Source organism: Pseudoramibacter alactolyticus ATCC 23263, from assembly GCF_000185505.1.
Lineage (GTDB): Bacteria > Bacillota > Clostridia > Eubacteriales > Eubacteriaceae > Pseudoramibacter > Pseudoramibacter alactolyticus.
The window spans coordinates 170583-194795 of record NZ_GL622359.1 but is presented as its reverse complement, the minus strand read 5'-3'; the positions used below and the strand labels follow the sequence as shown (position 1 = coordinate 194795).

General features: G+C 59.9%; 24 protein-coding genes. 1 reads left to right on the top strand and 23 read right to left on the bottom strand.

The window, feature by feature from the left end; genetic code table 11:
* Nucleotides 1–7: 7 nt before the first annotated feature.
* From hypF to HMPREF0721_RS00900, 4 genes are read right to left on the bottom strand one after another with little or no spacing between them, the layout of a single operon-like run.
* The gene (gene hypF, locus HMPREF0721_RS00915; protein WP_006597632.1) at nt 8–2323 is read right to left on the bottom strand and encodes a carbamoyltransferase HypF; all 2316 of its coding nucleotides are present in this window, start codon (nt 2321–2323) and stop codon (nt 8–10) included.
* Nucleotides 2320–3357, bottom strand: a complete 1038-nt coding sequence (locus HMPREF0721_RS00910; protein ID WP_006597631.1) for a nitrogenase component 1 — start codon at nt 3355–3357, stop codon at nt 2320–2322. The genes hypF and HMPREF0721_RS00910 overlap by 4 nt, the downstream gene beginning before the upstream one ends.
* Entirely contained in the window at nt 3357–4685 is a 1329-nt protein-coding gene (locus HMPREF0721_RS00905; RefSeq protein WP_242821838.1) for a nitrogenase component 1, read from the bottom strand. The genes HMPREF0721_RS00910 and HMPREF0721_RS00905 overlap by 1 nt, the downstream gene beginning before the upstream one ends.
* On the bottom strand, nt 4666–5436 hold the full coding sequence (locus HMPREF0721_RS00900; RefSeq protein ID WP_006597629.1) for a nucleotide-binding protein: 771 nt from the start codon (nt 5434–5436) through the stop codon (nt 4666–4668). The genes HMPREF0721_RS00905 and HMPREF0721_RS00900 overlap by 20 nt, the downstream gene beginning before the upstream one ends.
* Nucleotides 5437–5926: 490 nt before the next feature.
* Between HMPREF0721_RS00900 and HMPREF0721_RS00890 the strand changes: the two genes are divergently transcribed.
* Nucleotides 5927–6640: a TVP38/TMEM64 family protein gene (locus HMPREF0721_RS00890; protein WP_006597627.1), complete on the top strand. Its 714-nt coding sequence runs from the start codon at nt 5927–5929 to the stop codon at nt 6638–6640.
* A gap of 232 nt (nt 6641–6872) precedes the next feature.
* Here HMPREF0721_RS00890 and HMPREF0721_RS00885 read toward each other — a convergent pair whose 3' ends face one another.
* From HMPREF0721_RS00885 to HMPREF0721_RS00795, 19 genes are all read right to left on the bottom strand, one after another.
* A complete protein-coding gene (locus HMPREF0721_RS00885) occupies nt 6873–8015 on the bottom strand; it encodes an aldo/keto reductase (RefSeq protein WP_006597626.1) in 1143 nt (380 codons plus the stop codon).
* A 135-nt stretch (nt 8016–8150) separates the two neighbouring features.
* Nucleotides 8151–8825, bottom strand: coding sequence for a TIGR00266 family protein (locus HMPREF0721_RS00880; protein ID WP_006597625.1), 675 nt, complete (start codon nt 8823–8825; stop codon nt 8151–8153).
* A 71-nt stretch (nt 8826–8896) separates the two neighbouring features.
* Entirely contained in the window at nt 8897–9682 is a 786-nt protein-coding gene (trpA, locus tag HMPREF0721_RS00875) for a tryptophan synthase subunit alpha (protein ID WP_006597624.1), read from the bottom strand.
* A complete protein-coding gene (trpB, locus tag HMPREF0721_RS00870; protein WP_006597623.1) occupies nt 9675–10913 on the bottom strand; it encodes a tryptophan synthase subunit beta in 1239 nt (412 codons plus the stop codon). Before trpB ends, trpA begins: the two co-directional genes overlap by 8 nt.
* Complete coding sequence (locus HMPREF0721_RS00865; protein ID WP_006597622.1) at nt 10910–11542, bottom strand: phosphoribosylanthranilate isomerase; 633 nt, start codon at nt 11540–11542, stop codon at nt 10910–10912. The genes trpB and HMPREF0721_RS00865 overlap by 4 nt, the downstream gene beginning before the upstream one ends.
* Nucleotides 11529–12329: an indole-3-glycerol phosphate synthase TrpC gene (gene trpC, locus HMPREF0721_RS00860; RefSeq protein ID WP_006597621.1), complete on the bottom strand. Its 801-nt coding sequence runs from the start codon at nt 12327–12329 to the stop codon at nt 11529–11531. Before trpC ends, HMPREF0721_RS00865 begins: the two co-directional genes overlap by 14 nt.
* Nucleotide 12330: 1 nt before the next feature.
* Nucleotides 12331–13347 carry an anthranilate phosphoribosyltransferase gene (trpD, locus tag HMPREF0721_RS00855; RefSeq protein ID WP_040640126.1) on the bottom strand — a complete coding sequence of 339 codons (1017 nt, stop codon included), beginning with the start codon at nt 13345–13347 and terminating at the stop codon, nt 12331–12333.
* 473 nt (nt 13348–13820) lie between these two features.
* On the bottom strand, nt 13821–14303 hold the full coding sequence (locus HMPREF0721_RS00850) for a hypothetical protein (protein ID WP_006597618.1): 483 nt from the start codon (nt 14301–14303) through the stop codon (nt 13821–13823).
* 60 nt (nt 14304–14363) lie between these two features.
* Nucleotides 14364–14888: a cysteine hydrolase family protein gene (locus HMPREF0721_RS00845; protein WP_006597617.1), complete on the bottom strand. Its 525-nt coding sequence runs from the start codon at nt 14886–14888 to the stop codon at nt 14364–14366.
* Nucleotides 14889–14917: 29 nt separating this feature from the next.
* Nucleotides 14918–17269 (bottom strand): HAD-IC family P-type ATPase, encoded by a 2352-nt coding sequence (locus HMPREF0721_RS00840; RefSeq protein WP_006597616.1) that lies wholly within the window; start codon nt 17267–17269, stop codon nt 14918–14920.
* 156 nt (nt 17270–17425) lie between these two features.
* Nucleotides 17426–17827 (bottom strand): DUF2513 domain-containing protein, encoded by a 402-nt coding sequence (locus HMPREF0721_RS00835; RefSeq protein ID WP_006597615.1) that lies wholly within the window; start codon nt 17825–17827, stop codon nt 17426–17428.
* Between the two features lie 130 nt (nt 17828–17957).
* Nucleotides 17958–18353, bottom strand: coding sequence for an ATP synthase F1 subunit epsilon (gene atpC / locus HMPREF0721_RS00830; protein ID WP_006597614.1), 396 nt, complete (start codon nt 18351–18353; stop codon nt 17958–17960).
* Nucleotides 18350–19759, bottom strand: a complete 1410-nt coding sequence (gene atpD / locus HMPREF0721_RS00825; RefSeq protein WP_006597613.1) for a F0F1 ATP synthase subunit beta — start codon at nt 19757–19759, stop codon at nt 18350–18352. The genes atpC and atpD overlap by 4 nt, the downstream gene beginning before the upstream one ends.
* Nucleotides 19756–20634 (bottom strand): ATP synthase F1 subunit gamma, encoded by an 879-nt coding sequence (gene atpG / locus HMPREF0721_RS00820; protein WP_006597612.1) that lies wholly within the window; start codon nt 20632–20634, stop codon nt 19756–19758. The genes atpD and atpG overlap by 4 nt, the downstream gene beginning before the upstream one ends.
* 1 nt (nt 20635) lies before the next feature.
* A complete protein-coding gene (atpA, locus tag HMPREF0721_RS00815; protein ID WP_006597611.1) occupies nt 20636–22135 on the bottom strand; it encodes a F0F1 ATP synthase subunit alpha in 1500 nt (499 codons plus the stop codon).
* The gene (locus HMPREF0721_RS00810; protein WP_006597610.1) at nt 22132–22650 is read right to left on the bottom strand and encodes a F0F1 ATP synthase subunit delta; all 519 of its coding nucleotides are present in this window, start codon (nt 22648–22650) and stop codon (nt 22132–22134) included. The genes atpA and HMPREF0721_RS00810 overlap by 4 nt, the downstream gene beginning before the upstream one ends.
* On the bottom strand, nt 22634–23092 hold the full coding sequence (gene atpF, locus HMPREF0721_RS00805; protein ID WP_006597609.1) for a F0F1 ATP synthase subunit B: 459 nt from the start codon (nt 23090–23092) through the stop codon (nt 22634–22636). The genes HMPREF0721_RS00810 and atpF overlap by 17 nt, the downstream gene beginning before the upstream one ends.
* 69 nt (nt 23093–23161) lie before the next feature.
* Complete coding sequence (gene atpE, locus HMPREF0721_RS00800; RefSeq protein ID WP_006597608.1) at nt 23162–23389, bottom strand: ATP synthase F0 subunit C; 228 nt, start codon at nt 23387–23389, stop codon at nt 23162–23164.
* 81 nt (nt 23390–23470) lie between these two features.
* The gene (locus HMPREF0721_RS00795; RefSeq protein ID WP_006597607.1) at nt 23471–24202 is read right to left on the bottom strand and encodes a F0F1 ATP synthase subunit A; all 732 of its coding nucleotides are present in this window, start codon (nt 24200–24202) and stop codon (nt 23471–23473) included.
* Between the last annotated feature and the right edge of the window lie 11 nt (nt 24203–24213).

Genomic DNA, 24213 nt, shown 5'->3' with positions numbered 1-24213 from the left:
CCGATCTTTATTTTAACGACGCCCGGGCTTCGAGCCGCACTGATGCGATCACGGCCTGGCCCAGCGAAAGACCCCCGTCGTTCGGCGGCACCAGATGATGCAAAAGCACCGTAAAGCCCTGCTCTTCAAGCTTGTCCCGGGTTAAACGCGTCAACAACTTGTTTTGAAACACCCCGCCGGACAGCGCCACGGCGGCAAGCCCCCGCGTTTTGCGCAGCTGCACGCAGGCCGCTACGGCTTGAGCCGCCAGCCCCGCGTGAAAGCCATAGGCCAGTTCGGCCGTCGGCCGTCCGGCCGCAAGCCCGTCGCCTATCCGGCGCACCAATGCCGGCGTGTTGAGCTGCAGGCCGCCTGACTCCTGCAAAACGAGCGGACGCTCGCCCAGGCTCGGGGCATCGCCCTGCCAGCCCTCGGCGCAAAATTCCAGCGCGGTCGCCGCCTCGCCTTCAAAGGTCGACTGGCGGCACAGGCCCAACATCGCCGAAACGCCGTCAAACAAGCGCCCGACGCTGGTCGAGGTTACCGTGTTCATCCGGCGGTCGATCATCGTGCATTGGGCCCGGGCCGCGGCGGCTTCGCACAAGCCGAGATCGGCTGCCCAGGCAGTCGTCGCCTCGGCGTCCTTGGTGAGCCCATAGAACAGCGCGACCGCAACGCGCCAGCCTTCCCGGGCCGATGCGTCACCGCCGACCTGGTGAAAGGGAACGACGCTGCCGACCCGTTCATAATCCCGGCAGTCGGCGATGAGGATTTCCCCGCCCCAAATCGTGTGATCCGGACCGTAGCCCGTGCCGTCAAAGGCGAGACCGATCACCGGGCCGGACGCGTCGTTTTCCGCCAGGCAGGCCGCAATATGCGCATGGTGATGCTGAACCGCCGCCACCGGCAGCCCCAGCCCGGCCGCGACCCGGCTCGACTCGTAGCGCGGGTGCAGATCGCAGGCCACCGCTTCCGGCGCCGCTTCAAGCAAGGCGGTCATGCGGGCCACGCTTTCCCTGAGGGCAGCCACCGTTCGCACATCAGCCAGATCTCCGACGTAAGCCGAAGGGTAAAACAGCGGTCCCTTGCCAATGCAAAAGGTGTTTTTTAATTCCCCGCCGACCGCCAGCACCTGATGAGTGAGCGGCTGGGAGCACATCACCGGCAGCGGCGCGTACCCCCGGGACCGGCGCACCATATAGGGCGCATCCTCCAGGAAATCCATGACGCTGTCGTCCGCCCGGGTGCGGATCGGCCGGTCGTTCGACAGGATCAAGTCACACAGATTCCCCAGCTCCTGAACCGCCTCGGCGTCGTTCCGGCAGATCGGCGCCCCGGACACGTTGCCGCTGGTCATCACCAAAAGATCGGGCACCGACACATCGTCGTCATAGGTGAAGAGCAGCAGCTGAATCGGCGCGTAGGGCAGCATGAGCCCCAGCGCCTTTGCCCCGGGAGCCACCGCGTCCGCCGCGCGGCCGGAGGCTTTTTTCGGCAGCAGCGCAATGGGCTTTTGATGCCCGGTGAGCACGGCGCGCTGAACCGGGCCGATCACGCATTCCCGATCGGCCGCCGCCTCGTCCCGCGCCATCACCGCGAAAGGTTTAGTCGGCCGGTGCTTGTGACGCCGCAGGCGCATCACCGCCGCCTCATCCGTCGCGTCACAGCATAGATGAAAACCGCCGATCCCCTTGACCGCGACTACCCCGCCGCCGGCAATCATCCGGCGGGCGGCCGTGATCGCCAAACGATCCTTCAGATCCTGGCCAATGACATAAACCGAGGGACCGCAGTCGTTGCAGCACACCGGCTGGGCATCGTAGCGCCGGCTTTCGGGATCGTGATACTCCGTTTTGCAGGTGTCGCACATCGGAAAGGCCGCCATGCTGGTGCGCTCGCGGTCGTAGGGCAACGCGTCAAGAATCGTCAGTCTTGGGCCGCAGCAGGTACAGTTGATAAAGGGATGCCGATACCGGCGGTTGGCCGGATCGGCGAGCTCTGCCGCGCAGTCGTCGCAGATGGCAATGTCCGGCGAAATATAAATCTCTCCGGCTGTCTTCCCGCTCTCGATAATGTCAAACGCCTGATAATCCGGCGCATCGTTCACTTTTTTATTGTCCAGCTTGAGAATGGCCGCCCGCCGGGGCGGCTCGTTTTCAACCGCCGCAGCAAAGGCCGATACCGCTCGGGGCGCTCCCTGGGCCAGGATCTCCACGTAGGGTCCCTTGTTGCAGACGCTGCCGGTGATGCCAAAGCGCGCCGCGTGCCGACTCACCGTGGGGCGAAAGCCCACCCCCTGCACGATGCCGTACACCCGCAGCCGCCGGGTGACCTGCCCGCTCATCCCTGCCCCAGCTTTCCGGAAAGGGCGAAATGGGGAAAGGGCAGCCATTCGCCGGCAAAATTCGGCACCAGCGGCCTCATGGTCGGATCGGCCACGATGAGGTCGAAACCGCCGCTCGCCACAAGCGCTGTGAAATCGTCCTCTTCCGCCAGGGGCACATCCCCCGCTTGTGTCAGCGCCGGATCCATCATAAACCAGCACCCGACCGTCACCGAGCGCGCACCGGCTGCCAGCAGCTGTTCCCGCAGGGCACACGCCGCCACCTGCTGATGCACGACGAGCACCCGCCTGCCGCGGACTTCCGGCCCGTCAATGAGCCTTGCCGCGGTCGGATAAGCCGCTTCATAGGGCGTTCCGAAGCGCGCTTCAAGCCGGCGCGCAGCCTCAAGCCCCGACGGCGCGATGACGAGATTTTTTTTCGCGCCTGCCGCCCGGCGCACATCGGGAAGATCCGCTCCCATGCCGTAGATCACAATCTCCCGCCAGCCCGCTGCTTTCAATCGTTCCGTTATGGTTTCAGCTGTCTTTTCATCCATATCCAACGGCGTTGCGCCCAGCACCCCGACGCGGCCGGCCACCGCCTCTCCGGGCTCGGCAAAGGCCTCGAACAGCGCCGCGAAGGCAGCGGATGCCCCGCGATCATACAGCGCCATGCCGTCCGTCGGCAGGCTGATCACCGGCAGGCCCGTGCGTTTTTCGGCCATGTGTTTTAACGCGCGAAAATCCGTGCCGATCACCGCGGGCACCGGCGTGCCGATCACCGCCACAAAATTCGCCTCGATCTGATCGCAGGCCAGCGCCAGCTTATCGATCAGGCGGTCGTCGCGCCCCATGATGGCATCCATGTCCCGAAGCCCCGCGGAAAACACCGCGCTTTTCTGAGACAGCCAACGGGGCTCGTCAAAACCGCAGATATTGCCGGTGCAGCCGCCGGCGTCAATAACGACGACAACGCCCCCCAGGGCGTAAAGCACCGACACCGCCCCGGATTGATCCGGCGCGAAGGGCGTCAGTACTTTTCTCAGGCCTTTCATTACGAGCTCCTTTCGTTCGTTTCCGCTTTTGTGAGTGCGGCTGCCACCCCTTGGTAAAACCGGCGCAGCCCGGCAAAACCGAAGGGCTGGGCTTCGTCGTTCCAGCGCAGATTCGGCACATCGGGATGATAATAGGCCGCGTCGGCTCCGATGGTGATGTCCGGGCGCACCGCCGCTTTATAATACAGCATCGACGGCTCCAGATTGCTGTAAATGCGCGTGCCCGGGCTGAGCTTTGCGATGCGCTCGATCCAGGGATAAACCTCCGGCATCGCCGTGCCGAAAATCTCCAATACGCCAAAGCCTGCCTGCAGCAGCGCCAACGCGAGCTCGAAGGGATTGGCATTTTGCACCTCGCCGACGGCAAAGGTCAAATCGGGATGCGCTTCCCCAAGCGCCGTCTGAGCGGCCAGCGCCCGGCCCCGGTCCGCTTCAAAATCGAAAGCCATGCCCAGGGCCTGCCCCAGCGCCGCGTATTGATTTTCGATTTTGTCGATCTGATAAAGCCGAGTCAGCTGGATAAAGGGCATGCCCAGCCGTTTCTCGAGATCCTGGGCGGCGGGCAGTGCCTCGGCATTCAGCACCAGGTTGAAATTGGCCTCTGCCATCTGGCCAAACGCCGCGAAATCAGTCATCCGGCTGATCTCCCGGATCTGCCGGACCCCGGCCTGCCGCAGCAAACCATAAAGCTCGCAGTCATCTACCAGCGGCGTGAAATAGCCCAGCAGATTTACGCTGGTGCTCCGGCGTCTGGCTGGCTCGAGCAGCGAATACAGCGACTGGCGCACGTGCACCATCGGAGGACACTGCCCCTCCCGGGTCAGCGCGTACATATAGCACGGCCGCACCCGCACACCGGCGGCGGATTCCGCCTTGCGGCACACCCGCTCCATATCGGTGCCGAGAAGCGCATCCACACAGGTGATGCAGATCATCACCACGACGGGCTTTTGGGCGAGGCTTTCCACCACCTCGCACACCGCCTGGGGTATCTTTGTCAGATGCCGCCCGGTGACCAGATCGGTTTCGTCCATCGTCAGGTAAAAAAAACGATGGCGATAGGCCGGCAGCTCCGACAGCGCCGACGTGTTGCGCCCGCAGCACCCGGGCGAAACGATGAGCATCACCGACTCCGGCACGGCAAGGCCCGCCCGCTTGACGCCAAACCCCTCGGCCCCGGGGGAATTATAGGCCAAGGTCGCCGGCGAGCTGTAAATCAGCCGGGTGTGGCTGATGAGCGCATCGGGAATGGCCGCTCTGCCCCTGGCGGACAGCTGCGCCGCGGTGAAATAAATCGCTTCCGGTTTGCTACTTACTGCCTTCGTCACGGCTCTCCTCATTCCATAATCTTTGGGCCAGGTCGATGAAAATCCCGCTGATCGGCGCATCGGGATCCCCCTCAATCACGGTCATGCCCCGATCTTCGCAGGTGTTGATGACATCACTCCTCGGAATGTCGGCGACAATCGCGAGTTCCCGCGCGTCGGCAAAGGCGCACACTTTGGCCTCCTCGTCCGGCACATTGCGCCGATTGAGCACAATGCCGCCCATCTGCGCGTAGTCCCGGTCCTCGAAGTTTTTCACCGCTGTGCAGATATTGTCCGCTGCGTAAAGGGCCATCTTCTCGCCGGAGGTCACGATGAGCACGCGGTCGGCATAGCCCTCGCGGATCGGCGCGGCAAACCCGCCGCAGACCACATCCCCCAGCACGTCAAAAAGAATCACGTCCGGCGCTTCCCGGGCGATAAGGTCCAGCTCCGCCAGAATATTGAAGGTGGCGATAATACCCCGCCCGGCGCAGCCAAGCCCCGGGGTCGGGCCGCCGGTCTCGATGCAGAGCACCCCGCCGAAGCCCCGGGCCGAGATGGCTTCAAGGGTCTCCGGCATTGCATCCTCCCGCAGGAGATTCATCACCGGGGTCAGCGGCTCGCCTCCCAATAAATTGATGGTGGAATCGGCCTTGGGGTCGCAGCCGATTTGAATCACTTTTTTCCCGAGGCGGGCAAAGGCTGCCGCCAGATTGCTGGTGACGGTAGATTTGCCGATGCCGCCCTTGCCGTAAACGGCGATTTTAATCATAACTTTCTCCTGATGCCGGTTCGCTGTCCGGCGATTCTGGCCGCGCCGCCGCGCAATAAAAAAACTTCCGCCGGCAGACGAAAGTGTGCATGGCCCGCCGAGTCGAGGGGCGCTCGAAACAAACGGTGCTCGGTGCATAACAGACTTCCTGCTCGGGGTGCGGCCTTGCGGTCAGTTGGTACGCTTTAATTTGTCGCCCGATTTAAAATGCACGGCGCTCCTGAAGGATGTCCGCGTTTTGCCTCGGCGATTTTTTCGGCGCGTCACCGCTGTGCACGATGACGGCCTGCCAAAATGGCAATTCGATGATTGCCTTCATTATAAAGGATGAGACCGCTGCCGTCAAACGGCATCGGCTTTTCTGAAAACCTGGGCGCTTTTTCAGCTGGGAACCATCCGCCGCGCTTGACATCTGACGATTCAATAATATAATATAAATTATTATTTGCGTTCAGCGCGGCAACCCGCCAGACCACTGGAAGGATCTTTTATGGGGGCTTCTATAAAAAACTACATCAAAAAAAATTGGCGACATCTTTTTACTTTTGCCTGCCTGGTCCTTCTGATTTTAATGACCTGGCTCGCTTTCGGCAACGCGGTCAAAACCTTTCCGCCGCTGTTCCGCCTGTTGCAAAAGGGCGACGAGCATCAAATCGCCGCCTATCTCGAGCGTCAGGGCCAGTGGCACGGCATTCTCGTGATCGTTTTATTTTCGATCATTCAGGTGATTAGCATCGTGATCCCGGGGATGGCCATCCAGATCGCCGCCGGCCTGATTTACGGCTGGTGGAAGGCGTTTTTCATGTGTTATTTCGGATTTGTGGCCGGCAACTGTCTGGTCTTTATCTTTGCCAGGCAGGTCGGCGACCGCCTGACCCGCCACTTCACTTCGCGCAACAAGGACAGCTGGATCATGAGCAAAATCAACTCCAGCAAGCCGGAATTTGTCTTCGGCATGGCCTGCCTGATTCCGGGGATCCCCAACGGGATCATCCCCTACATCGCCGCCACGTCCAAAATCAGGTCCGTCGGCTTTGGCATAGCCGTCGCCGCCTCGAGCTGGCTGCAGATTCTGCTCAACTGTTTGGCCGGCGCCTTTCTGATGCGGGGGCAGTACCTCTTCGTGGTGCTCTCTTTCGCCGCACAGGTCCTGCTCATCGTCGTGATGTTCTTAAAACGCGACTGGTTCTTGAGCAAGTTTTAAAAATCGTCATCAAAAAAGGCTGTGTCTCGCGATGATATGTACCCTCTTTACTGGACATCCAGTAAGGAGGGTACACATCACGATGGGCACATCCTTTTTTACTTTTTGGTTCGCGGCTCCAACCGCCGGGATCAGTGAAAAAAACACGCCAATCCGACAATCGCGACGACGGACACGGCATCAATGATAAACGTCATCGGCACCTTCTTGATCAAATCAATATGAGCATGCCCTATTCCAGCGCAGCCGCGCTGTCCCGCAGGCGGGAAATCACGTGAATATTCTGGGGGCAGGCATCTTCACACTGGCCGCAGGCAATGCAGTCCGAAGCCCTGGTGCCGGCCTTATCCGTCGCAAAGGCATAGGCCACCTTGGCATCTTCCGTTTTATGGTAGAGAATTTCCTTATTCATCGCCGTAAAAATATCGGGGATCGGCATGTTGATGGGACAGCCCGGCATGCAGTAATGGCAGGCGGTGCAAGAGATCGAGTCAATATCCGCGATGGCCTGCTGTGCCTGGGCAATCACCCGCTGCTCTTCGTAGGACAGGGGTTTAAAAGCCCGCATATAGCTCAGGTTGTCGTCCATCTGTTCGAGAGTGGACATCCCAGAAAGCACGGTGATTACCCCATCCAGCGAGGCGGCAAAGCGCACCGCCCAGGATGCCGGCGACGCGGCTGGATCGGCTTCCTTTAAAATTTTAGCCACCGGTGCCGGCGGATCGGCCAGAAGCCCGCCCTTGACCGGCTCCATCACGACGATGGACACGTTGTGGGCGCGGGCCACCTCGTAATTCGCCCGGGATAAAATCTTCAGATCGTCCCAATCGGCATAATTGAGCTGCAGCTGCACAAAGTCCACGTCCGGGTGGTCGGTCAGAAGCTTATCCAGCAGGCCCGGCTTGTCGTGAAACGAAAAGCCCCAGCGCTTAATCAGTCCCTTTTCCTTCTGCTCCTTCACAAAGTCCCAAATGCCATAGTCGTCGTATTTATCGAGGTTGTCTTCTTTGATCGAGTGCAGCAGATAAAAATCGAAATAGCCGGCGCCGGTGCGTTCCAGGCTGGTATAAAACTCCTGCTTGGCCGAGGCTTCGTCGTCACAGCCCATCCAGGCGCAAAGCTTAGTCGCCAGCTTGAAGGATTCCCTCGGGTAGCGCTCCACCAAAGCTTTGCGGGCCGCCTCCTCCGATCGGCCGTCGCCGTAAACATAGGCCGTGTCGAAATAATTCAGGCCGGCCGCCATAAAATGATCGACCATGGCCTTGGTCTGCTCCAAATCGATCTCGGAATCGCTGCCGGCAGCCTTGGGCAGGCGCATCAGACCGAAGCCGAGATGCCCGATTTCCTGAAAATGTTGTTTGTCTTGATTAATCATTCTTCTTCTCCCAGCTCTTGTATTTTTGTTTATTATAATACAAATTTTGGGACATTTTTTATAATTTTTAAATTTAATGCACCGACATAAAAAACACCGAAACGGCTGAAGTGTTTCGGTGTTTATCGTCATATTTTATTTACTGGTGGGGGCGTAACGGTGAATCACGGCGGCGGTCTTGTTGATCGGCATGGTTTGCAGAACGATCTTGCCCGGCCCGGTAAGGGTGGTGTTGAACAGCCCTTCGCCGCCGAGCAGCACGTTCTTCACGCCCTTAACCCGCACAATGTCCATCTTGACGCTTTCTTCCATCGCCACCAGATAACCGGTGTCGACCACCTTCGTTTCGCCCGCTGCCAGGTCATAGGTTATGGCTGAACCGTCAATTTCAATAAAAACCAGCCCTTCGCCGATATAGCGCTGCATGATGAAGCCTTCGCCGCCGAAAAAGCCGCTGCCCAATTTCCTCTGGAAGAAAATTTTCATTTCCACGCTTTCCTGACAGGCCAGGAACGCGCCCTTCTGCGCGATCAGACTGTTGCCGGGCGAGATATGAATCGCCTTGATCTCGCCGGGGAAACTTGAAGCAAAGGCAATTTCCCCCTCACTTCTTGCAATATAATGATTAAAAAACATCGACTCTCCGCTGACCATGCGGCCCATCATCTTTCCGAAGCCGCCGCCTTTGGTCTGCATCTCGATGGTGTTATCCATCCATGACATGCCGCCGGATTCACATTTGATGCTCTCCCCTGCGGCCAATTTACAAATTGCAACCGGTAAATTACCTCCTGAAATTTTGTATTGCATGCTTTCGCCTCCTTTGTAATGGTCTTATTGCAAATAATTTTATCAGGCGAGCATGGATTTGTCAATTTAAATTATCTAACGGGGACCTGGCAAACCGCGGCGACCATCTGCTTGACATAATCTTCGACCGCCGGCCCTGCGTTTCGACCGTGTTCGGCCACAAGATTCACAATGGCCGAACCCACAATCGCCCCGTCGGCAATGGCCGCCATTTCGGCCGCCTGCTGTGGCGTGTGGATGCCGAAGCCGATGCCGATGGGCACGTCGGTCACCTGTCGAATGGCCGATACCATCGCACCCAGATCCGTCGTGATCGCCGAGCGCATCCCAGTAACCCCCATGGAGGAGACGAGATAAATAAAACCCTGGGCCTCGGCAGCGATTTTCTGAATGCGTTCTTCAGACGTCGGCGCGATCATCGAAAGGACCGCCACGCCGTATTGCCCGGCCGCATCGGCAGCTTCGTGCTTTTCCTCGAAGGGAATATCGGGAATGATGGCCCCGTCGATGCCCACTTCGGCGCAGCGCTTAAAGAACGCGTCGTAGCCGTAGTGGAAAAAGGGATTGGCATAGCCCATCAGCACCATCGGAATATCGATGGTTTCCCGCAGGCGCGCCGCCATGACAAAGATGCCGTCCACTGTGGTGCCTGCGGCCAGCGCGCGGATATCTGCTTCCTGGATCACCGGCCCCTCGGCAATCGGATCGGAAAAGGGGATGCCGATTTCGATCAGCGCGGCGCCGGCATCCGCCGCGATTTTAATCAGTGCCTCGGTGGTGGCTAAATCCGGATCGCCGGCGGTGATAAAGGGAATAAACGCTTTGCGATCTTTAAACGCGTCTGCAATCTTACGCATCGATGTCCTCCTTCAGTTGAATGCCGCGGTAGCGCGCGATGGCCGCCACATCCTTGTCGCCCCGCCCGGACAGGCAAACGACAATGCTTTCGCTCGGGGAAAGCCGAGGCGCGAGCTTGATGGCCTGGGTCACGGCGTGGGCGCTTTCGATGGCGCAGATGATGCCCTCGGTGCGCGCCAGATATTCAAAGGCGGCCACGGCTTCGTCGTCGGTGACGGGCACGTAGTTCGCCCGGCCGATATCCCGCAGATAGGCGTGCTCCGGCCCGATGCCCGGATAGTCCAGCCCGGCCGAAATGGAATACACCTCGGCGATCTGGCCCTCGTCGTTCTGGCAGAAATAGGATTTCATCCCGTGAAAGATACCCGGGGTGCCCGCCGCCATCGTGGCCGCGTGCCGGCCGGTGGCAATGCCCCGGCCCGCCGCCTCGCAGCCGATGAGGGCGACGCCGGCGTCCGGCTCAAAGGCGTGAAACAGACCGATGGCGTTGCTCCCGCCGCCGACACAGGCCAGCACCGCTTTAGGGAGCCTCCCCTCGGCCTCGAGGATCTGCCGACGAGCTTCCGCCCCGATCACCGACTGATAGTCCCGCACCATTTCCGGGAAAGGGTGAGGCCCCATCACCGAGCCGATCACATAATGGGTGTCCGCCACCCGGGAGGCCCATTCACGCATGGCCGCGTTTACCGCGTCCTTGAGCGTCTTCGTGCCGGTGGTCACCGCGTGCACCTTGGCGCCGAGCAGCTCCATCCGATACACGTTGAGCGCCTGGCGTTCGGTGTCAAGCTTGCCCATGAACACCTCGCAGGACAGGCCCAAAAGCGCCGCCGCCGTGGCCGCCGCCACCCCGTGCTGCCCCGCGCCCGTTTCGGCGATGATGCGGGTCTTGCCCATCATCCTGGCAAGCAGGCACTGCCCCAGCACGTTGTTAATCTTGTGGGCGCCGGTGTGATTCAGGTCTTCCCGCTTGAGATACACCTTCGCCCCGCCGAGATCCTTTGTCATATTGTCGGCGCGATACAACAGAGAAGGTCTGCCGGCGTAATGCACGAGCAAATCCTTCAGCTCCCGCTGAAAGGCCGGGTCCTGCTGGCTTTTGCGATAGCTCGCCTCGAGCCGGATGAGTTCGTTCATCAGCGTCTCGGGCACGTATTGCCCGCCGAATCCGCCGTAGCGCCCCCGGGCGTTCGGCACCTTTCCCACGGGCTGATGGCTTTTGGGATTGGTCATTTTTTCCTCCGATCATCGTTCAAATCGTTTGTCAGCGCCCGAAAGCGCGCCACGCAGGCCGCGATCTTCGCCGGATCCTTGGCCCCCTCGGTCTCGACGCCGCTGCTCAGGTCGATCCCCGCGGGATGCAGGGCCAGCGCCGCTTCAAGGTTTGCCGCGTCGAGGCCGCCGGACAGCACAAAAGGCCGGCGGACGCTTCGCAGCCAGCGCCAGTCAAATGGCTGTCCAGTTCCGCCCCGGCCGTTGTCAAAAAGAATCATCTCCGCGCTGGAGGCCTCCGCCCGCCGCAAATCTTCTGCCGAGGCAATGGCAAAGGCCTGCACGACGGGACAATGGACACGCGCATGCAAAGCCGCTATCGCCGCTTCGGTCTCATGGCCGTGGAGCTGCACCGCATCGATCACGCCCCGGCGCAGCAGCGCCGCGATCTCTTCAAGGGGATTGTCCGCAAAAACGCCGACCGCGGTGATGGCCGGATCCAGCATCGCCTTCATCACCGCCGCCTCCCGGTGTCTCACACAGCGCCTGCGCCCCCTGGCAAAGACAAAGCCGATCTGATCCGGCCGGCTGGCATTAACCGCCGCGATGTCGGCCGGGCGCATCATCCCGCAGATTTTAATGATGGTCATGGCAGCCTCCCTTCAATGCGCACAGGGCCGCCTGCCGGTCGGCGGCCCGCATCAGCGTCTCCCCGACCAGCACCGCGTCGACGCCGACGGCAGAAAGCCGGGCCACATCCGCAGCGCGCTTCACCCCGCTCTCCGAGACGTAAAGCTTATCTTTTGGGATCATGGCCCGCAGGCGCAGCGCGTTGTCAAAATCCACCTCAAAGGTCTTGAGGTTGCGGTTGTTCACCCCGATGAGGCGCGCCCCGGCAGCCAGCGCCGTCTCGATTTCTGTCGCGTCGTGGGCCTCCACCAGCGCCGACAGGCCGAGGCTGTCGGCGGTTCGGATCCCGGCGGAAAGCGCAGCTTCGTCGAGAAGCGCCGCGATCAGCAGCACCGCTGAAGCCCCCAAACATTTCGCTTCATAAATTTGATACACGTCGACGGTAAAATCCTTGCGCAGCACCGGCACGGCCACGGCGCTCGCGATCTCCTCGAGATAATCATCGCTGCCCAGAAAATAATCCGGCTCGGTCAAACAGGAGATGGCCGCGGCTCCCGCCGCTGCGTAATCCCCGGCGATTTCGAGAGTGGGAAAGACCGGCGCGATCAGCCCTTTGGAGGGCGAGGCCTTTTTCACTTCGCAGATGAAGGCCAGCTCCGGCCCGGCCAGAGCCGCCTCAAAGGGAAAGCCCGTGTCCGCCGGCAGGGCCTCGGCCCGGGCGATCATCTTGGCCAGCGGGACGCGTTCTTTGGCGGCCGCCACCCGCCTCGCCGCTCCCGCCGCCAGGGTTTGCAAGATATCCGCCATCTCAGGCCCTCTTGAGGCTACTGGTCAGGGCGACAAAATCGTCCAGCTGTTTGGCCGCTGCCCCGCTGTCGATCAGCGCCGCTGCCTTTTTAATCGCATTGGCCAACGGCTCGCCCGTGGCGATGTGAATGCCCGCACCGGCGTTGAGAAGCACGGCGTTGCGCCGGGCGCCCGCCTCCCCGGCGAGTACCGAGCGGGCAATGGCCGCGTTTTCCGCCGGGGTGCCCCCCACCAGATCCTGCTTGCGGCACAAAGCCATGCCGTAATCCTCCGGATGGATGGTATAGCCGGTGAAACGGCCGTCAATCACCTCGCAGACCGTCGTCGGCGAGGATGCGGAGATTTCGTCCAGCCCGTCCCGGCCGTAAACCACCATCGCCCGGGTCACTCCCAGATTGCTTAACACCCGGGCCAGCGGTTCCACCAGGGATTCGTCATAAACCCCCATGAGCTGCATCGTGGCCCCCGCCGGATTGGTCAACGGGCCGAGGATGTTAAACACCGTGGGGATCGGCAGCTCTTTTCGCACCGGCGCCACGTATTTCATCGACAGATGATAGTTTTGGGCGAACATAAAGCAGAACCCCAGCGCGTCGAGCACCTGTTCGCTTTTTTCCGGCGGCAGATCGATGGCCGCCCCCAGGGCTTCAAGGCAGTCAGCCGTGCCGCAGCGGCTGGTGGCCGCGCGGTTGCCGTGCTTGGCCACCGGCACCCCGCCGGCCGAAACGACGATGGCCGCCACCGTCGAGATATTAAAGGAATTGGCCCGATCGCCGCCAGTCCCGACGATTTCAAGCACCGGCTGATCGTTGAGCAGTTTCACCGCGTGGCTCCGCATGCCTTTGGCGCAGGCGGTGATCTCCGTGATGGTGGCCTCTTTGATGGCCAGCGCCGTCAAAAAAGCCGCAATCTGATTTTGGGTGCAGTCCCCGCCCATGATCTCGTCCATAGCCGCTTCTGCGACCGCTCCACCTAAATCCTCGCCGTCCACCAACTTGACAATGGCTTCGTTAATCATGTGATCCTCCTGATTTTTCGTGAAATCCATCTGATTCTTCTGGTTTCCTGGTGAGCCGGCTGGGAACGGGGCGATGCTTCTTAACAGCCTGTGCCGTTTTAATCCATTAAAAAACGCCCTCGATGAAAATCAATTCATCAAGGGCGAGGCCTGTCATTTTGAATAACACGAAAAAGTCCCGCGGTGCCACCTTATTTTGTGTTCCCACACGCTTAGCAGGATACCAACATATCCCCGGCAACTAACGCATGCCCTCGCGTCGCGGCGTACTCAATCGGCTATCCGATTTTTGCCCGCGCCCTCTGCGGTCCATTTGCGAATCGGCGTTCTGCCCGGATCCCAGCATCCCGAGCTCTCTGAAAGTGCCCCTTTCGTTTGATCTCCGCATCGACGGTTTTCATAAAAGATTGGCTTTATTATAGGTGTCGCTTTTTCTGCTGTCAAGCGCCGCGGTGTATTTTTTTTAAACAAGCTCAGCGCAGGGCAACCGCGAACGTATTCCCGCCGAAGGCCTGCCCGCCGTCGCCAAAGGCCGCCGCATAAAAGGTGCGCAGCGCCCAGACCAGCGGATCATCCGCAAGCCCGTCGGAGAGCGCCTTCGGATCGGTAGTCAAAAGCTTCGCCGAATCGCCGCCGGCAAAATCCGCCATGGCCTGATCGGAGACCTTGCGGATCACCGTGATCAAAAAGGTCTGGGCATCTTCCCAGTCTAGCGTGATCGCACCCTCCGCGTCGCCGATGTCCTCCAGGGTATCCATAATGCCCTCGAGCTCATACGCCAGCGCCGGCGACGCCCCGGCAACCACCTCGTAGCGGTTTTGCACCCGGCCCGCGTCGAGCCCGTGGGCCGCCGTTTCCGCCGGCGAAAGGTCCCCCGCCGAGATCACAGCCTGCTGGCCGTCCCGGGGCAAAAGCCGCATTTCAAAAATCCGTTTGCCTTCTGTCGTGAGAATCATATTGCTTCCTTTCTGTTCTGTCTCAATGCTATTTCAATGCTTTGTTCCGCCGCTGCCGCCTTATCGACGAATATCAATCTGGCAGCTGGCCATGGTTTCGAGGGCCGCCGCGTGTTTTGCCGGCGTGACCCCGGCGCAGCAGCGCGCGTCCACGGCGATGGGCACTTCCGGCAGCGCCGCTTTGATGAGCAGCGCGTTGGACACCACGCAAATGTCCGTGCACAAGCCGACGAGCTCGATTTCGATCTCGCCCTGGGCCCGGGCGACCACCATGGCGTTCATCAGATTCAGCGAGCCGAAGGTCGGCTTGTCGATCACATGATCCGCCGGGACAAGCCCTTCGATCTTTGGATGCAGCTGCCAACCCGAGGTGCCGGCGACACAATGGGGCACCGGCAGGTGCCGGCCCTCCTGGGTCTCAAGATAATTTTCCGGGTGGGTGTCCCGGGTGGCATACACATCTTCCGCCGGATAAGCCTTGATTTTAGCGATCACCGGCTCGACGATGGCCTCGGCCTCCGGGGTGCCCAGGCTCCCGTCGATAAAATCCTTTTGCATGTCCACCACGATTAAAATTTTGCGCATGGCTTTCTCCTTGTGAATACGGAAAACGGCTACGGATTGATTTTGCTGCCGATAAAAGCAAAGAAGCGGGTCAGCAGCCGCATGCAGGGAATCACCGCGATGGCGAAGACCACGAAGAGCATGAAGCACTGCGGGGAAACGGCATGGATATCAAACAGACCGCGCAGGGCGACAATCGCCGCCACAAGCCCGACGGCGCAGCCCGCGATCACTCCGATGCGGAATTTGTTCATGGGCATCGAGATGTTGTGCAGAATCATAAAGCCGACAATGGCGAGCAGCAGCGTCGCCGCCACGGAGATATCCTTCGCCGCGACCCCGAAGGTCTGCCCGAAAACTACCAGCGCCGCGATGGCCAGAAAATCGGTGAGGGCCGCCGGCATGGCCCGCAGCAGCACCGTCTTGGCGAAGTCGCCGCGGATGCGCCGGCTGTTGGCTTCCATCGCGAGAAAAAACGCCGGGATGCCGATATTAAAGCCCGAGATCAAAGAGATCTGCGACGGCGTCAGCGGATAGGTCGCCACCGAAACGATGGTGAAAATCGACAGCAGCAGCGAAAAGATGTTTTTCACCAAAAACAGTGTCGCCGAGCGCTCGATATTGTTGATGACCCGGCGTCCCTCGGCCACAATCTGGGGCATATGGGAAAAGTCGGAGTCGAGCAGGGCTACCTGGGCCGCCTGCACCGCCGCCTCGGAACCGGCCGCCATGGCGATGGAGCAATCCGCATCCTTCATCGCGAGGATATCGTTCACCCCGTCGCCGGTCATCGCCACGGTGTGCCCCTGGGCCTTCAGCGTCCCGACGATCTGGCGCTTTTGTTCCGGCGTGACCCGGCCGAAGACCGTGGTCTTTTTGACCGCGTCGGCGATTTTCTCCGCATTGGTGAGGGTTTGGGCGTTCACATAACGCTCCGCTCCGGCGATGCCCGCCTGACGCGCCACCTCAGACACCGTCACCGGGTTGTCGCCGGAGATCACCTTCACCGCCACCCCCTGATCGGCAAAATAGGCAAAGGTCGCCGGCGCGGTTTCCCGGATCGGGTTTTGCAGCATGATAAAAAAAATCGGCGTGACGGCTGCGGCCAGGCCGTCTTCCGGCACCGGCACCGAACCGCTCGCATATTGCCCGAAGACCACCACCCGCAGGCCCCGGCTGGCGTAGGCGTCGACGCTTCTACGGTAGCGGGAATATGCTTCCGCAAGCACGATCTCCGGCGCACCGAGCACATAGGTCGCATCCTCAAACTGCACCGCGGAATATTTATAGCGCGACGAGAAGGGCAGCGTGCTGATGGCCCGGGCCGCCGTTTTCCCGAAGTAATCGCAGAGGGCGCGGTTGGTGGCGTTGTCGTCGGGCAGCGCCCCCAGATAGCAGCCGACCTCAGCCCCGTAATCCTCGATGGCGCGAGCCGTCATCGGGCGGGCGGCCACCGCCTCGGCGACGAGCATATCGTTGTCGGTGATGGTGCCGGTCTTGTCCACACAGAGCACGTCTACCCGGGCCAGAGCCTCGATGCTTTTCATGTCATGAAGCATCACCTGCCGGCGGGCCAGCCGCACGGCGGAAACCGCGAGGGTGACCGAGACGAGCAGGTAAAGCCCCTCGGGAATCATGCCGATCAGCGCCGCCACCGCCGACTTGACCGCCGGCGCAAAACCCGTCCCCTGGATGCCGATGCTCTGCACCAGCAGGATGATGCCGATGGGGATAATGAGGACGCCGGCCACCTTGACAAAGCCGTCGATGGCACGCACCATTTCGGACTGTTCGCCGTCACCCAGGCTCTTGGCCTGCAGGGTGAGCTTTGCGATGTAGGCGTCGGCGCCCACGGCGGTCAGCACCGCCCGGCACGTGCCGTTTACCACGAAGGCGCCGGACATCAGGGCATCCCCCGCCGTCTTCACGATTTCATCGCTCTCCCCGGTGAGCAAGGCCTCGTTGACCGCCACTTCCCCGTCCAGCACCCGGGCGTCCGCGGGGATCTGGACGCCGGCGGACAGCACCACCACATCCCCGAGCACGAGGTCGTCTGTGGGCAGCGTCACCGGGCGGCCGTCCCGCAGGGCCGTGGCCGTCGGCGCGTTCATAATCGATAAATTGTCGAGGATTTTTTTCGCGTGGACCTCCTGAAAGATTCCGATGAGGGTGTTGGCCACGATCACCGGCAGAAAGGTCAGACTGTTGAAGGCGCCGGCGATGACGAGCAGCAGCGCCATCACCAGAAAAATCAGATTGAAATAGGTCAGGGTGTTTTCCCGGATGATGTCCTTCACCGTTTTGGCCGAGCTGTCCACCCGGGCGTTGCCCTGGCCCCGGCGGCGCCGGATCTCGGCTTCCCGGCTCGTAAGTCCGGCTGTCTTTTGCTTGGGTTGATTCATTTTGATCGGTCTTCCATTCTAAAAAACGCACAGCGGTTTGATTGGCCTTTATTATAACACAGCCGGGCCCAAACGTACCCCTTCTCCCGGGTTTTAACGCAAAAAGACCACCTACTTCTTGGTAGACGGTCTTTTCAACAATGTTGATTTTATTCTTTACTGCGGTATTCCACCGTTTTTTATAATAGAATTAGCCACTCCTTCTGTCGCTGCGGTCACAAAAGCGGTAGAAATAGTTTTAATCGTTTCAATGGCAAGTGGAAGCCCTTTTTGAGTAATTGTATCTTTAATCTTTTTCCAACGGGAATTATCTCGAATTTTATCAAGAAAATCATTCCCATCCCATGTCAAAGAGCCAACACCAAAACACCATAGCTTACCATCAGCATATCGAGAGTCATAATCCGAAATCAATCCGGCCTCCTTTAAGATTTTACAGTGATAAGCAACGGTTTCCATATCATAGTGAGGAATCTTCAAATTGTAAATTGCTGTTGAACGGTATTCTTCTTCAATTTTCAAAAGAATGAGCCGAACAAGCTCCATATCTCGCTTCACAAATGCTCCTTTTAAGCAAACTTTCTATCGGGGAATAATTTGGCTTACAGGGATAACCAGAAAATGGCGCAAGATGTGCATTGTCTTACGCGGAACAAAATAGAGCGGAGGTTTTCTCGCTTGCCGGGCGTTATTTGAGTTTGAGCCTCGCCATTGCCCGGGACAGCGCCGCCTGGTTTTTGTAGTATTCGTGGATGCTTTGCTTCTGGCGCAGACGCTCTTCGGCGCGCGCCTTGGCGCGGCGGGCGCGGTTCGCGTCGATCTCTTCCGGCTTTTCCGCCGTGTCCACAATCACCGTGACCTTGTTGTCGGCCACCTCGGCAAAGCCCATGCCCGTCACGGCGATCCGGGTATTGCCGCCATCGTCCACCATGCGCAGCATGCCGTTGGTCATCGCCATCAATGTCGCCTCGTGATGCGCGAGGATCTGCTTCTCCCCGTCCGTGCAGGGAATGGTCAGCGAGACGCAGGGCCCGTCATAAAAAACGTGGTCGGAAGCCACGACCTTTAACTCAAAGCGTGTCATGGCGCGCCTCCGCTTTCGCCCTTGAGCTGCCCGTCCTTGGCCCGAACGTCGTCGATGGTGCCGACGTTAAAAAACGCCGCCTCGCTGACGTCGTCGAGCTCGCCGTCCAAGATGGCTTTAAAGCCGCGGATGGTTTCGGCCACGGGCACATAAACCCCGACCACGCCGGTGAACTGTTCCGCCACATGGAAGGGCTGGGACAAAAACCGCTGGATCTTGCGGGCGCGGTTCACCGTCAATTTGTCCTCGTCGGAAAGCTCTTCCATCCCCAGAATGGCGATGATGTCCTGCAGCTCCTGATATTTTTGCAGGATGGCCTGAACCCGACGCGCCGTCTGATAGTGTTCTTCGCCAACCACGTCCGCTTCGAGGATGCGGGAGGTGGATTCCAGCGGGTCCACCGCCGGATAAATCCCTTGCTCCACAATTTTTCGGGAAAGCACCGTGGTGGCATCCAGATGGGCAAAGGTGGTGGCCGGGGCCGGGTCGGTCAGATCGTCGGCCGGCACATAAACCGCCTGCACCGAGGTGATAGAGCCGTTTCTGGTGGATGTAATGCGTTCCTGCAGCTGGCCCATTTCATTGGCCAGCGTCGGCTGATAGCCCACCGCCGAGGGCATCCGCCCCAACAGCGCCGACACTTCGGAGCCCGCCTGGGTGAAGCGGAAAATATTGTCAATAAAGAGCAGCACGTTCTGATGCTTTTCGTCCCGGAAGTATTCCGCCATGGTCAGCCCCGTCTCCGGCACGAGCATTCGGGAGCCCGGGGGCTCATTCATCTGGCCGAAAACCAGCGCCGTCTTTTCCAAAACGCCGGACTCGCGCATTTCGGTGTAAAGGTCGTTGCCTTCCCGGGAGCGTTCGCCGACGCCGGTGAAGATGGAATAACCGCCGTGTTCGGTGGCGATGTTGCGGATCAGTTCCTGGATGAGCACCGTCTTGCCGACGCCCGCCCCGCCGAAGAGGCCGATCTTGCCGCCCTTGGCATAGGGCGCGAGCAGATCGATAACCTTGATCCCGGTTTCAAGCATTTCCACCGCCGGGCTTTGATCTTCAAACTTCGGCGGCTCCCGGTGAATTTCCCACCGCGGGGCTTCGGTTAATGGATCGCCGCCATCCAGGGGGCCCCCGGTGACGTTAAAGAGGCGGCCGAGCACGGCTTCCCCCACCGGCACATCGATGCTCTTTCCGGTATCGGCCACGTCGATGCCGCGGGCAAGGCCCTCCGCCGCGTCAAGCAGAATGCAGCGCACGGTGTTGTCCCCGATGTGCTGGGAGACCTCCATGGTATAATGCCGGTCGTTATAATCGGCGACCAGGGCGTTTTTAACGGCGGGCAGTTTTCCGCCCGCGAAGGCAACGTCGATCACCGATCCCATGACTTGTGTAATTTTTCCCTTCATCATTTTCCTTTCTGGGCTCTGGCGCCGCCGACGATCTCCGTGATTTCCTGGGTGATATTGGCCTGGCGCACCCGGTTATATTCAAGCTTGAGATCTGCCAGAATATCTTTGGCGGAATCCGTCGCGTTTTCCATCGCCATCACCCGGGCGTTTTGCTCCGAGCAGTAAGATTCCACCAGCGCGCCGTAAACAAAGCCGACCACGTAGTCCGGCACCACGGTGCTGACCACCGCTTCCGGGGTCGGGTAAAGGGCAAAGGTGTTTTTAATATCCTCCGCGGGCTCTGCCATCGTGTCGGCGTCCAGGGGAAGCAGCCGAAACTTTTCGGCCGTCATCGTCGCCGCGTTCTGCATCCGGGTGTAAATCACATACACGTCGTCGATCAGCCCTTCCCGAAACAAATCGAAAATGCGGGTGCCGATGTCCCGGGCACGGCCGAGGCTCGGATCCTGCGCAGTGTACATAAAGTTCACGTCAAAGGGGATGCGCCGCCGTCTCAAATAATGAACCCCCATCTGCCCGATGACATAAATCTGGTTGTTGGCCGTCTTGGCGAGAGACGCTTCCAGCAGCTTGAAAATATTCTGATGGTAGGCCCCGGCGAGGCCTTTGTCCCCGGTGATCACCAGGTAGGCCGTCTTGCGGTTTGCCGGCGCGATGCCGGGCCTGGCGTCGAAATACGGATGATCGACGTCCGGCAGGTGATGCATCGCCAGCGACAGCGCCGACTGCAGGGTCTCGAAATAGGGCTCGGTGGCTTCCCGGGCCTTTTTTGCCTTGCGCATCTTGTTGTTGGCAATCATATACATGGCGTTGGTGATTTTCATCGTGTCCTCGACGGAGCCGATGCGGGTTTTTAGTTCTTTTGTGGATGCCATGTCAGGACCTCGGCGCCATTAAATCCTTTGCCGTCGCTAAAATTTTCGCTTTGAGGGCGTCGTCTAATGACCGCTGCGTTTCAATGGTATCGGCGACATCCGGCGCCTGGATTTTGAAAGCGTCGAGCAGGGCGTGCTGTTCAGCTTTGATGCGATCCACCGGCACCGCATTTAAAACGCCGCCTTCCGCGCAAACCAGCGAGATCACCTGATCCGCCAGGGACATCGGGCTGTGCACCGGCTGCTTGAGCAGCTCCATCAGACGCTGGCCGTAGCCCAGCTGCGCCTTGGTGGCATCGTCCAGATCGGAGGAGAATTGGGTGAAGGTCTCCAGCTCGCGGTACTGCGCCAGATCGATGCGGATGCTGCCGGAAGCCGCCTTCATGGCGCCGGTCTGGGCCGCTCCGCCCACCCGGGACACCGAAAGCCCCACGTTGACCGCGGGACGGGTGCCGGCGTGGAAGAGCGCGCTTTCAAGGAAAATCTGCCCGTCGGTGATCGAGATGATATTCGTCGGGATATAGGCCGAGACGTCCCCGGACTGGGTTTCGACAATCGGCAGCGCCGTGATGGAGCCGCCGCCCAGCGCGTCCGACAGATGACTCGACCGCTCGAGCAGGCGGGAATGCAGATAAAAAACGTCCCCCGGATAGGCTTCGCGCCCCGGCGAGCGGCCGAGCAGCAGCGACAGCGTCCGGTAGGCCACCGCGTGCTTGGACAGATCGTCATAGATGATGAGCACATCGCGGCCGGCGTGCATATAGTGCTCGGCGATGGCCGTGCCGGTATAGGGGGCGATGTATTGCAGCGACGCCGGATCCGCCGCGGATGCCGAGACGATAATCGAATAATCCAGCGCGTCGTGGGCTTCCAGGGTGCGGGCCAGCTGGGCCACGCTCGAGGCCTTCTGCCCGATGGCCACATACACGCAGACTACGTCCTTGCCCTTTTGGTTGAGCATGGTATCCACCGCGATGGTGGTCTTTCCGGTCTGGCGGTCGCCGATGATAAGCTCCCGCTGGCCGCGGCCGATGGGAAACATCGAATCGATGGCTAACATCCCTGTTTCCATCGGCGTGTCGACCGGCTGACGGTCGAGGATCCCCGGCGCGGGCGATTCCACCGGGCGGCTGCCGTCCGCCGAAATGGGCCCTTTGCCGTCGAGGGGATCCCCCAGCGCATTAACCACCCGGCCGAGAAAAGCATCCCCCACGGGCACGGCCATCTGCTCGCCGGTGCGGTGGACCTCCATCCCCTCGGCGACGTCGCGGTCCCGGCCGAAGAGAATGCAGCGGATCAGATCGGAACCGATGTCGAGCACCATGCCCCGCTCCCCGGATTCAAAGGTCACCACCTCGCCGTAAAAGGCCTTGTTCATCCCGTAAACGGAGACGATGCCGTCGCCAACGGTGAGCACCGTGCCCACTTCGCGCACATTGTCGTCTCTGTTAAAATTTGCAATTTCATCCTCAAGTACGCGGATAATTTGTTCTGAATTCATCTTCTCACCTCCGTGCGTATCCGGTGCGAAAGCTGGCCGAAACTGCCGGCGACGCTGTGATCGTAAACATAATCCTGAATGCGGATTTTATAGCCGCCGATGAGCTTCGGGTCCTTCACCGTCACCCAGTCGATGTCCCGCACGCCGAATTTTTCAAGCACCAGCGCGCTGAGCATGGCGCGATCGGGTTTTGCCCCGGCGTACCACAAGGTGCCGATGCCGCGGCCGGCCGCCACCGCCCGGCGCGTCAGATAATTTTCGAAAATCGCGTCGATGCGGCCGATGGCCCCGTGGCGGCAGAGCACGCAGAGATACGGCACGATGGCCTCGGGAAAAATCCGCGCGATGGCCCGGGCTTTGTCGGCGCTGGCCGCCGCAGGATTGGCCAACGCCGCCTTGAGCGTCGGATTCTCCGCGAAAATGGTCCGCGTATCGTCAATCACGGCGTCCGAAAGCTTTAAAGCCATCAGCACATCGGTGTCATTCTGGACCGCTTGATCAGCGAACTTCGCCATAGTCGGCCTCCGTCGGCACATCGCCGCTTTCCAGGGCTTTCCGCGCCGCCTGCATCGCCAGATCCGCGATGGCGTCCCGGACCTCTCTTTCAGTCTGGGCGCGTTCTTCCGCCAGCTGTCTGCGGGCTTTAGCCATCAGGGCATCGGCTTCCCGCTGCGCTTCTGCCATTTTGTCCGCCGCCATTGCTTCCGCTTTGGCGCGAGCCTCTGCCATTATCTTTGCGCTTTCCGCCTTGGCGTTTTCCATCGAAGTCTCGTACTGCGCTTTTAAATCCTGGGCCGCTTCTCTGGCCGTTTTCGCCCGGTCGAAGTCGTCCGCGACGGCCTGGCGGCGCTTGGCCAGCATCTGCTGCAGCGGCTTAAAGAGAAATTTGCGCAGCAACACGTAAAGAATCAGCAGGTTGATCACCGTAAAAAGCAGATTGATATCAATCTTTAGCATGCCAGCTCCCTGCCCTTTCCGACCTTCCAGTGGCCGTTAAAATCAAAGCCTTCATCGAAGGATGCGGCCTTAATGCAGCATAATGATGATGAGCAGGCCGATGACAAAACCGTAAATGGCGGTCGCTTCGGCCAGGGCGCATCCCAAAAGCAGGTTCTTGGAAATTTTGCTTTCCGCCTCCGGCTGACGGGCGATGGCATCCATCGCCTTCCCGGTGGCGATGCCGATCCCGACGCCGGCGCCAATCCCCGTTAAAACCGCAATGCCGGCACCCAGTGCCACTAATAATGTACTCATTTTTAAACTCCTTCATTTTTCTTTTTGAATCACCGTTTGAAAACAGTTTGAAAACGGATTGAAAACACAATCGCCGCGGGCCTACTCAATGGCCTCCTTGATAAACAGGGAGGTTAAAAACACGAAGACATAGGCCTGAATCAGGCCGTCGAAAATATCGAAATACAGGCTGAAGGGAATGGGCAGCACCGCCGGGCACACCGCTTTAAGCAGTTCCATCACCACGAAGGATCCCAACACATTGCCGAACAGCCGCATGCAAAGCGACAGCGGCCGGATGCCCAGCTCCAGAATGTTGATCGGCGTCATGATGGGCATCGGCTCCGCAAAGCTCTTGAAAAACCCCTTGGCGCCCTTTTGGTGCCACCCCGAATACTCAATCAGCACGATGGACATCAGCGCGAGGCCAATGGTCACGTTCAAATCCTTGGTCGGCGGCTTAAAACCGGCCAGCCCGATGAGATTGGACACGGCCAGATACAGTAGCACCGTCGTTAAATATGGGATGTAGCGCGCGCCGTCTTCCCCGAGGATCCCATAGAAGAAATCGCGGCACCAGCCCATCGCCGACTCCAGTATCAGCTGCCTTTTGCCCGGATGCTCGGCGGAGAGGCCGTGCGTCATGAAAATCGCCAGCCCCACCAGCACCACCATGATGATCCAGGTGACCACCACCGACTCGGAAATGCCGATGGTCACGCCGCCCAGTTTCAGGCGGATGGCGGTCTCCACGTGCAGCTGCGCCTGCAAATCTTTTGAAAGATTGCCCAATTGATCACTTCCCTTCAGCGTCCGTTCGCTTGATAAATCCATGTCGCCGCCTG

Coding starts and splice junctions, on each gene's coding strand:
- HMPREF0721_RS00810 (WP_006597610.1), bottom strand. CDS start 22,650: ATGGCGAAGTTCGCTGATCAAGCGGTCCAGAATGACACCGATGTGCTG.
- HMPREF0721_RS00885 (WP_006597626.1), bottom strand. CDS start 8,015: ATGATTAATCAAGACAAACAACATTTTCAGGAAATCGGGCATCTCGGC.
- trpD (WP_040640126.1), bottom strand. CDS start 13,347: ATGATTAACGAAGCCATTGTCAAGTTGGTGGACGGCGAGGATTTAGGT.
- atpD (WP_006597613.1), bottom strand. CDS start 19,759: ATGATGAAGGGAAAAATTACACAAGTCATGGGATCGGTGATCGACGTT.
- HMPREF0721_RS00840 (WP_006597616.1), bottom strand. CDS start 17,269: ATGAATCAACCCAAGCAAAAGACAGCCGGACTTACGAGCCGGGAAGCC.
- hypF (WP_006597632.1), bottom strand. CDS start 2,323: ATGAGCGGGCAGGTCACCCGGCGGCTGCGGGTGTACGGCATCGTGCAG.
- trpB (WP_006597623.1), bottom strand. CDS start 10,913: ATGACCAATCCCAAAAGCCATCAGCCCGTGGGAAAGGTGCCGAACGCC.
- trpA (WP_006597624.1), bottom strand. CDS start 9,682: ATGCGTAAGATTGCAGACGCGTTTAAAGATCGCAAAGCGTTTATTCCC.
- atpC (WP_006597614.1), bottom strand. CDS start 18,353: ATGACACGCTTTGAGTTAAAGGTCGTGGCTTCCGACCACGTTTTTTAT.
- atpE (WP_006597608.1), bottom strand. CDS start 23,389: ATGAGTACATTATTAGTGGCACTGGGTGCCGGCATTGCGGTTTTAACG.
- atpA (WP_006597611.1), bottom strand. CDS start 22,135: ATGAATTCAGAACAAATTATCCGCGTACTTGAGGATGAAATTGCAAAT.
- HMPREF0721_RS00850 (WP_006597618.1), bottom strand. CDS start 14,303: ATGATTCTCACGACAGAAGGCAAACGGATTTTTGAAATGCGGCTTTTG.
- HMPREF0721_RS00845 (WP_006597617.1), bottom strand. CDS start 14,888: ATGCGCAAAATTTTAATCGTGGTGGACATGCAAAAGGATTTTATCGAC.
- trpC (WP_006597621.1), bottom strand. CDS start 12,329: ATGGCGGATATCTTGCAAACCCTGGCGGCGGGAGCGGCGAGGCGGGTG.
- HMPREF0721_RS00795 (WP_006597607.1), bottom strand. CDS start 24,202: ATGGATTTATCAAGCGAACGGACGCTGAAGGGAAGTGATCAATTGGGC.
- HMPREF0721_RS00900 (WP_006597629.1), bottom strand. CDS start 5,436: ATGATTAAAATCGCCGTTTACGGCAAGGGCGGCATCGGCAAATCTACC.
- atpG (WP_006597612.1), bottom strand. CDS start 20,634: ATGGCATCCACAAAAGAACTAAAAACCCGCATCGGCTCCGTCGAGGAC.
- HMPREF0721_RS00890 (WP_006597627.1), top strand. CDS start 5,927: ATGGGGGCTTCTATAAAAAACTACATCAAAAAAAATTGGCGACATCTT.
- atpF (WP_006597609.1), bottom strand. CDS start 23,092: ATGCTAAAGATTGATATCAATCTGCTTTTTACGGTGATCAACCTGCTG.
- HMPREF0721_RS00910 (WP_006597631.1), bottom strand. CDS start 3,357: ATGAAAGGCCTGAGAAAAGTACTGACGCCCTTCGCGCCGGATCAATCC.
- HMPREF0721_RS00880 (WP_006597625.1), bottom strand. CDS start 8,825: ATGCAATACAAAATTTCAGGAGGTAATTTACCGGTTGCAATTTGTAAA.
- HMPREF0721_RS00865 (WP_006597622.1), bottom strand. CDS start 11,542: ATGACCATCATTAAAATCTGCGGGATGATGCGCCCGGCCGACATCGCG.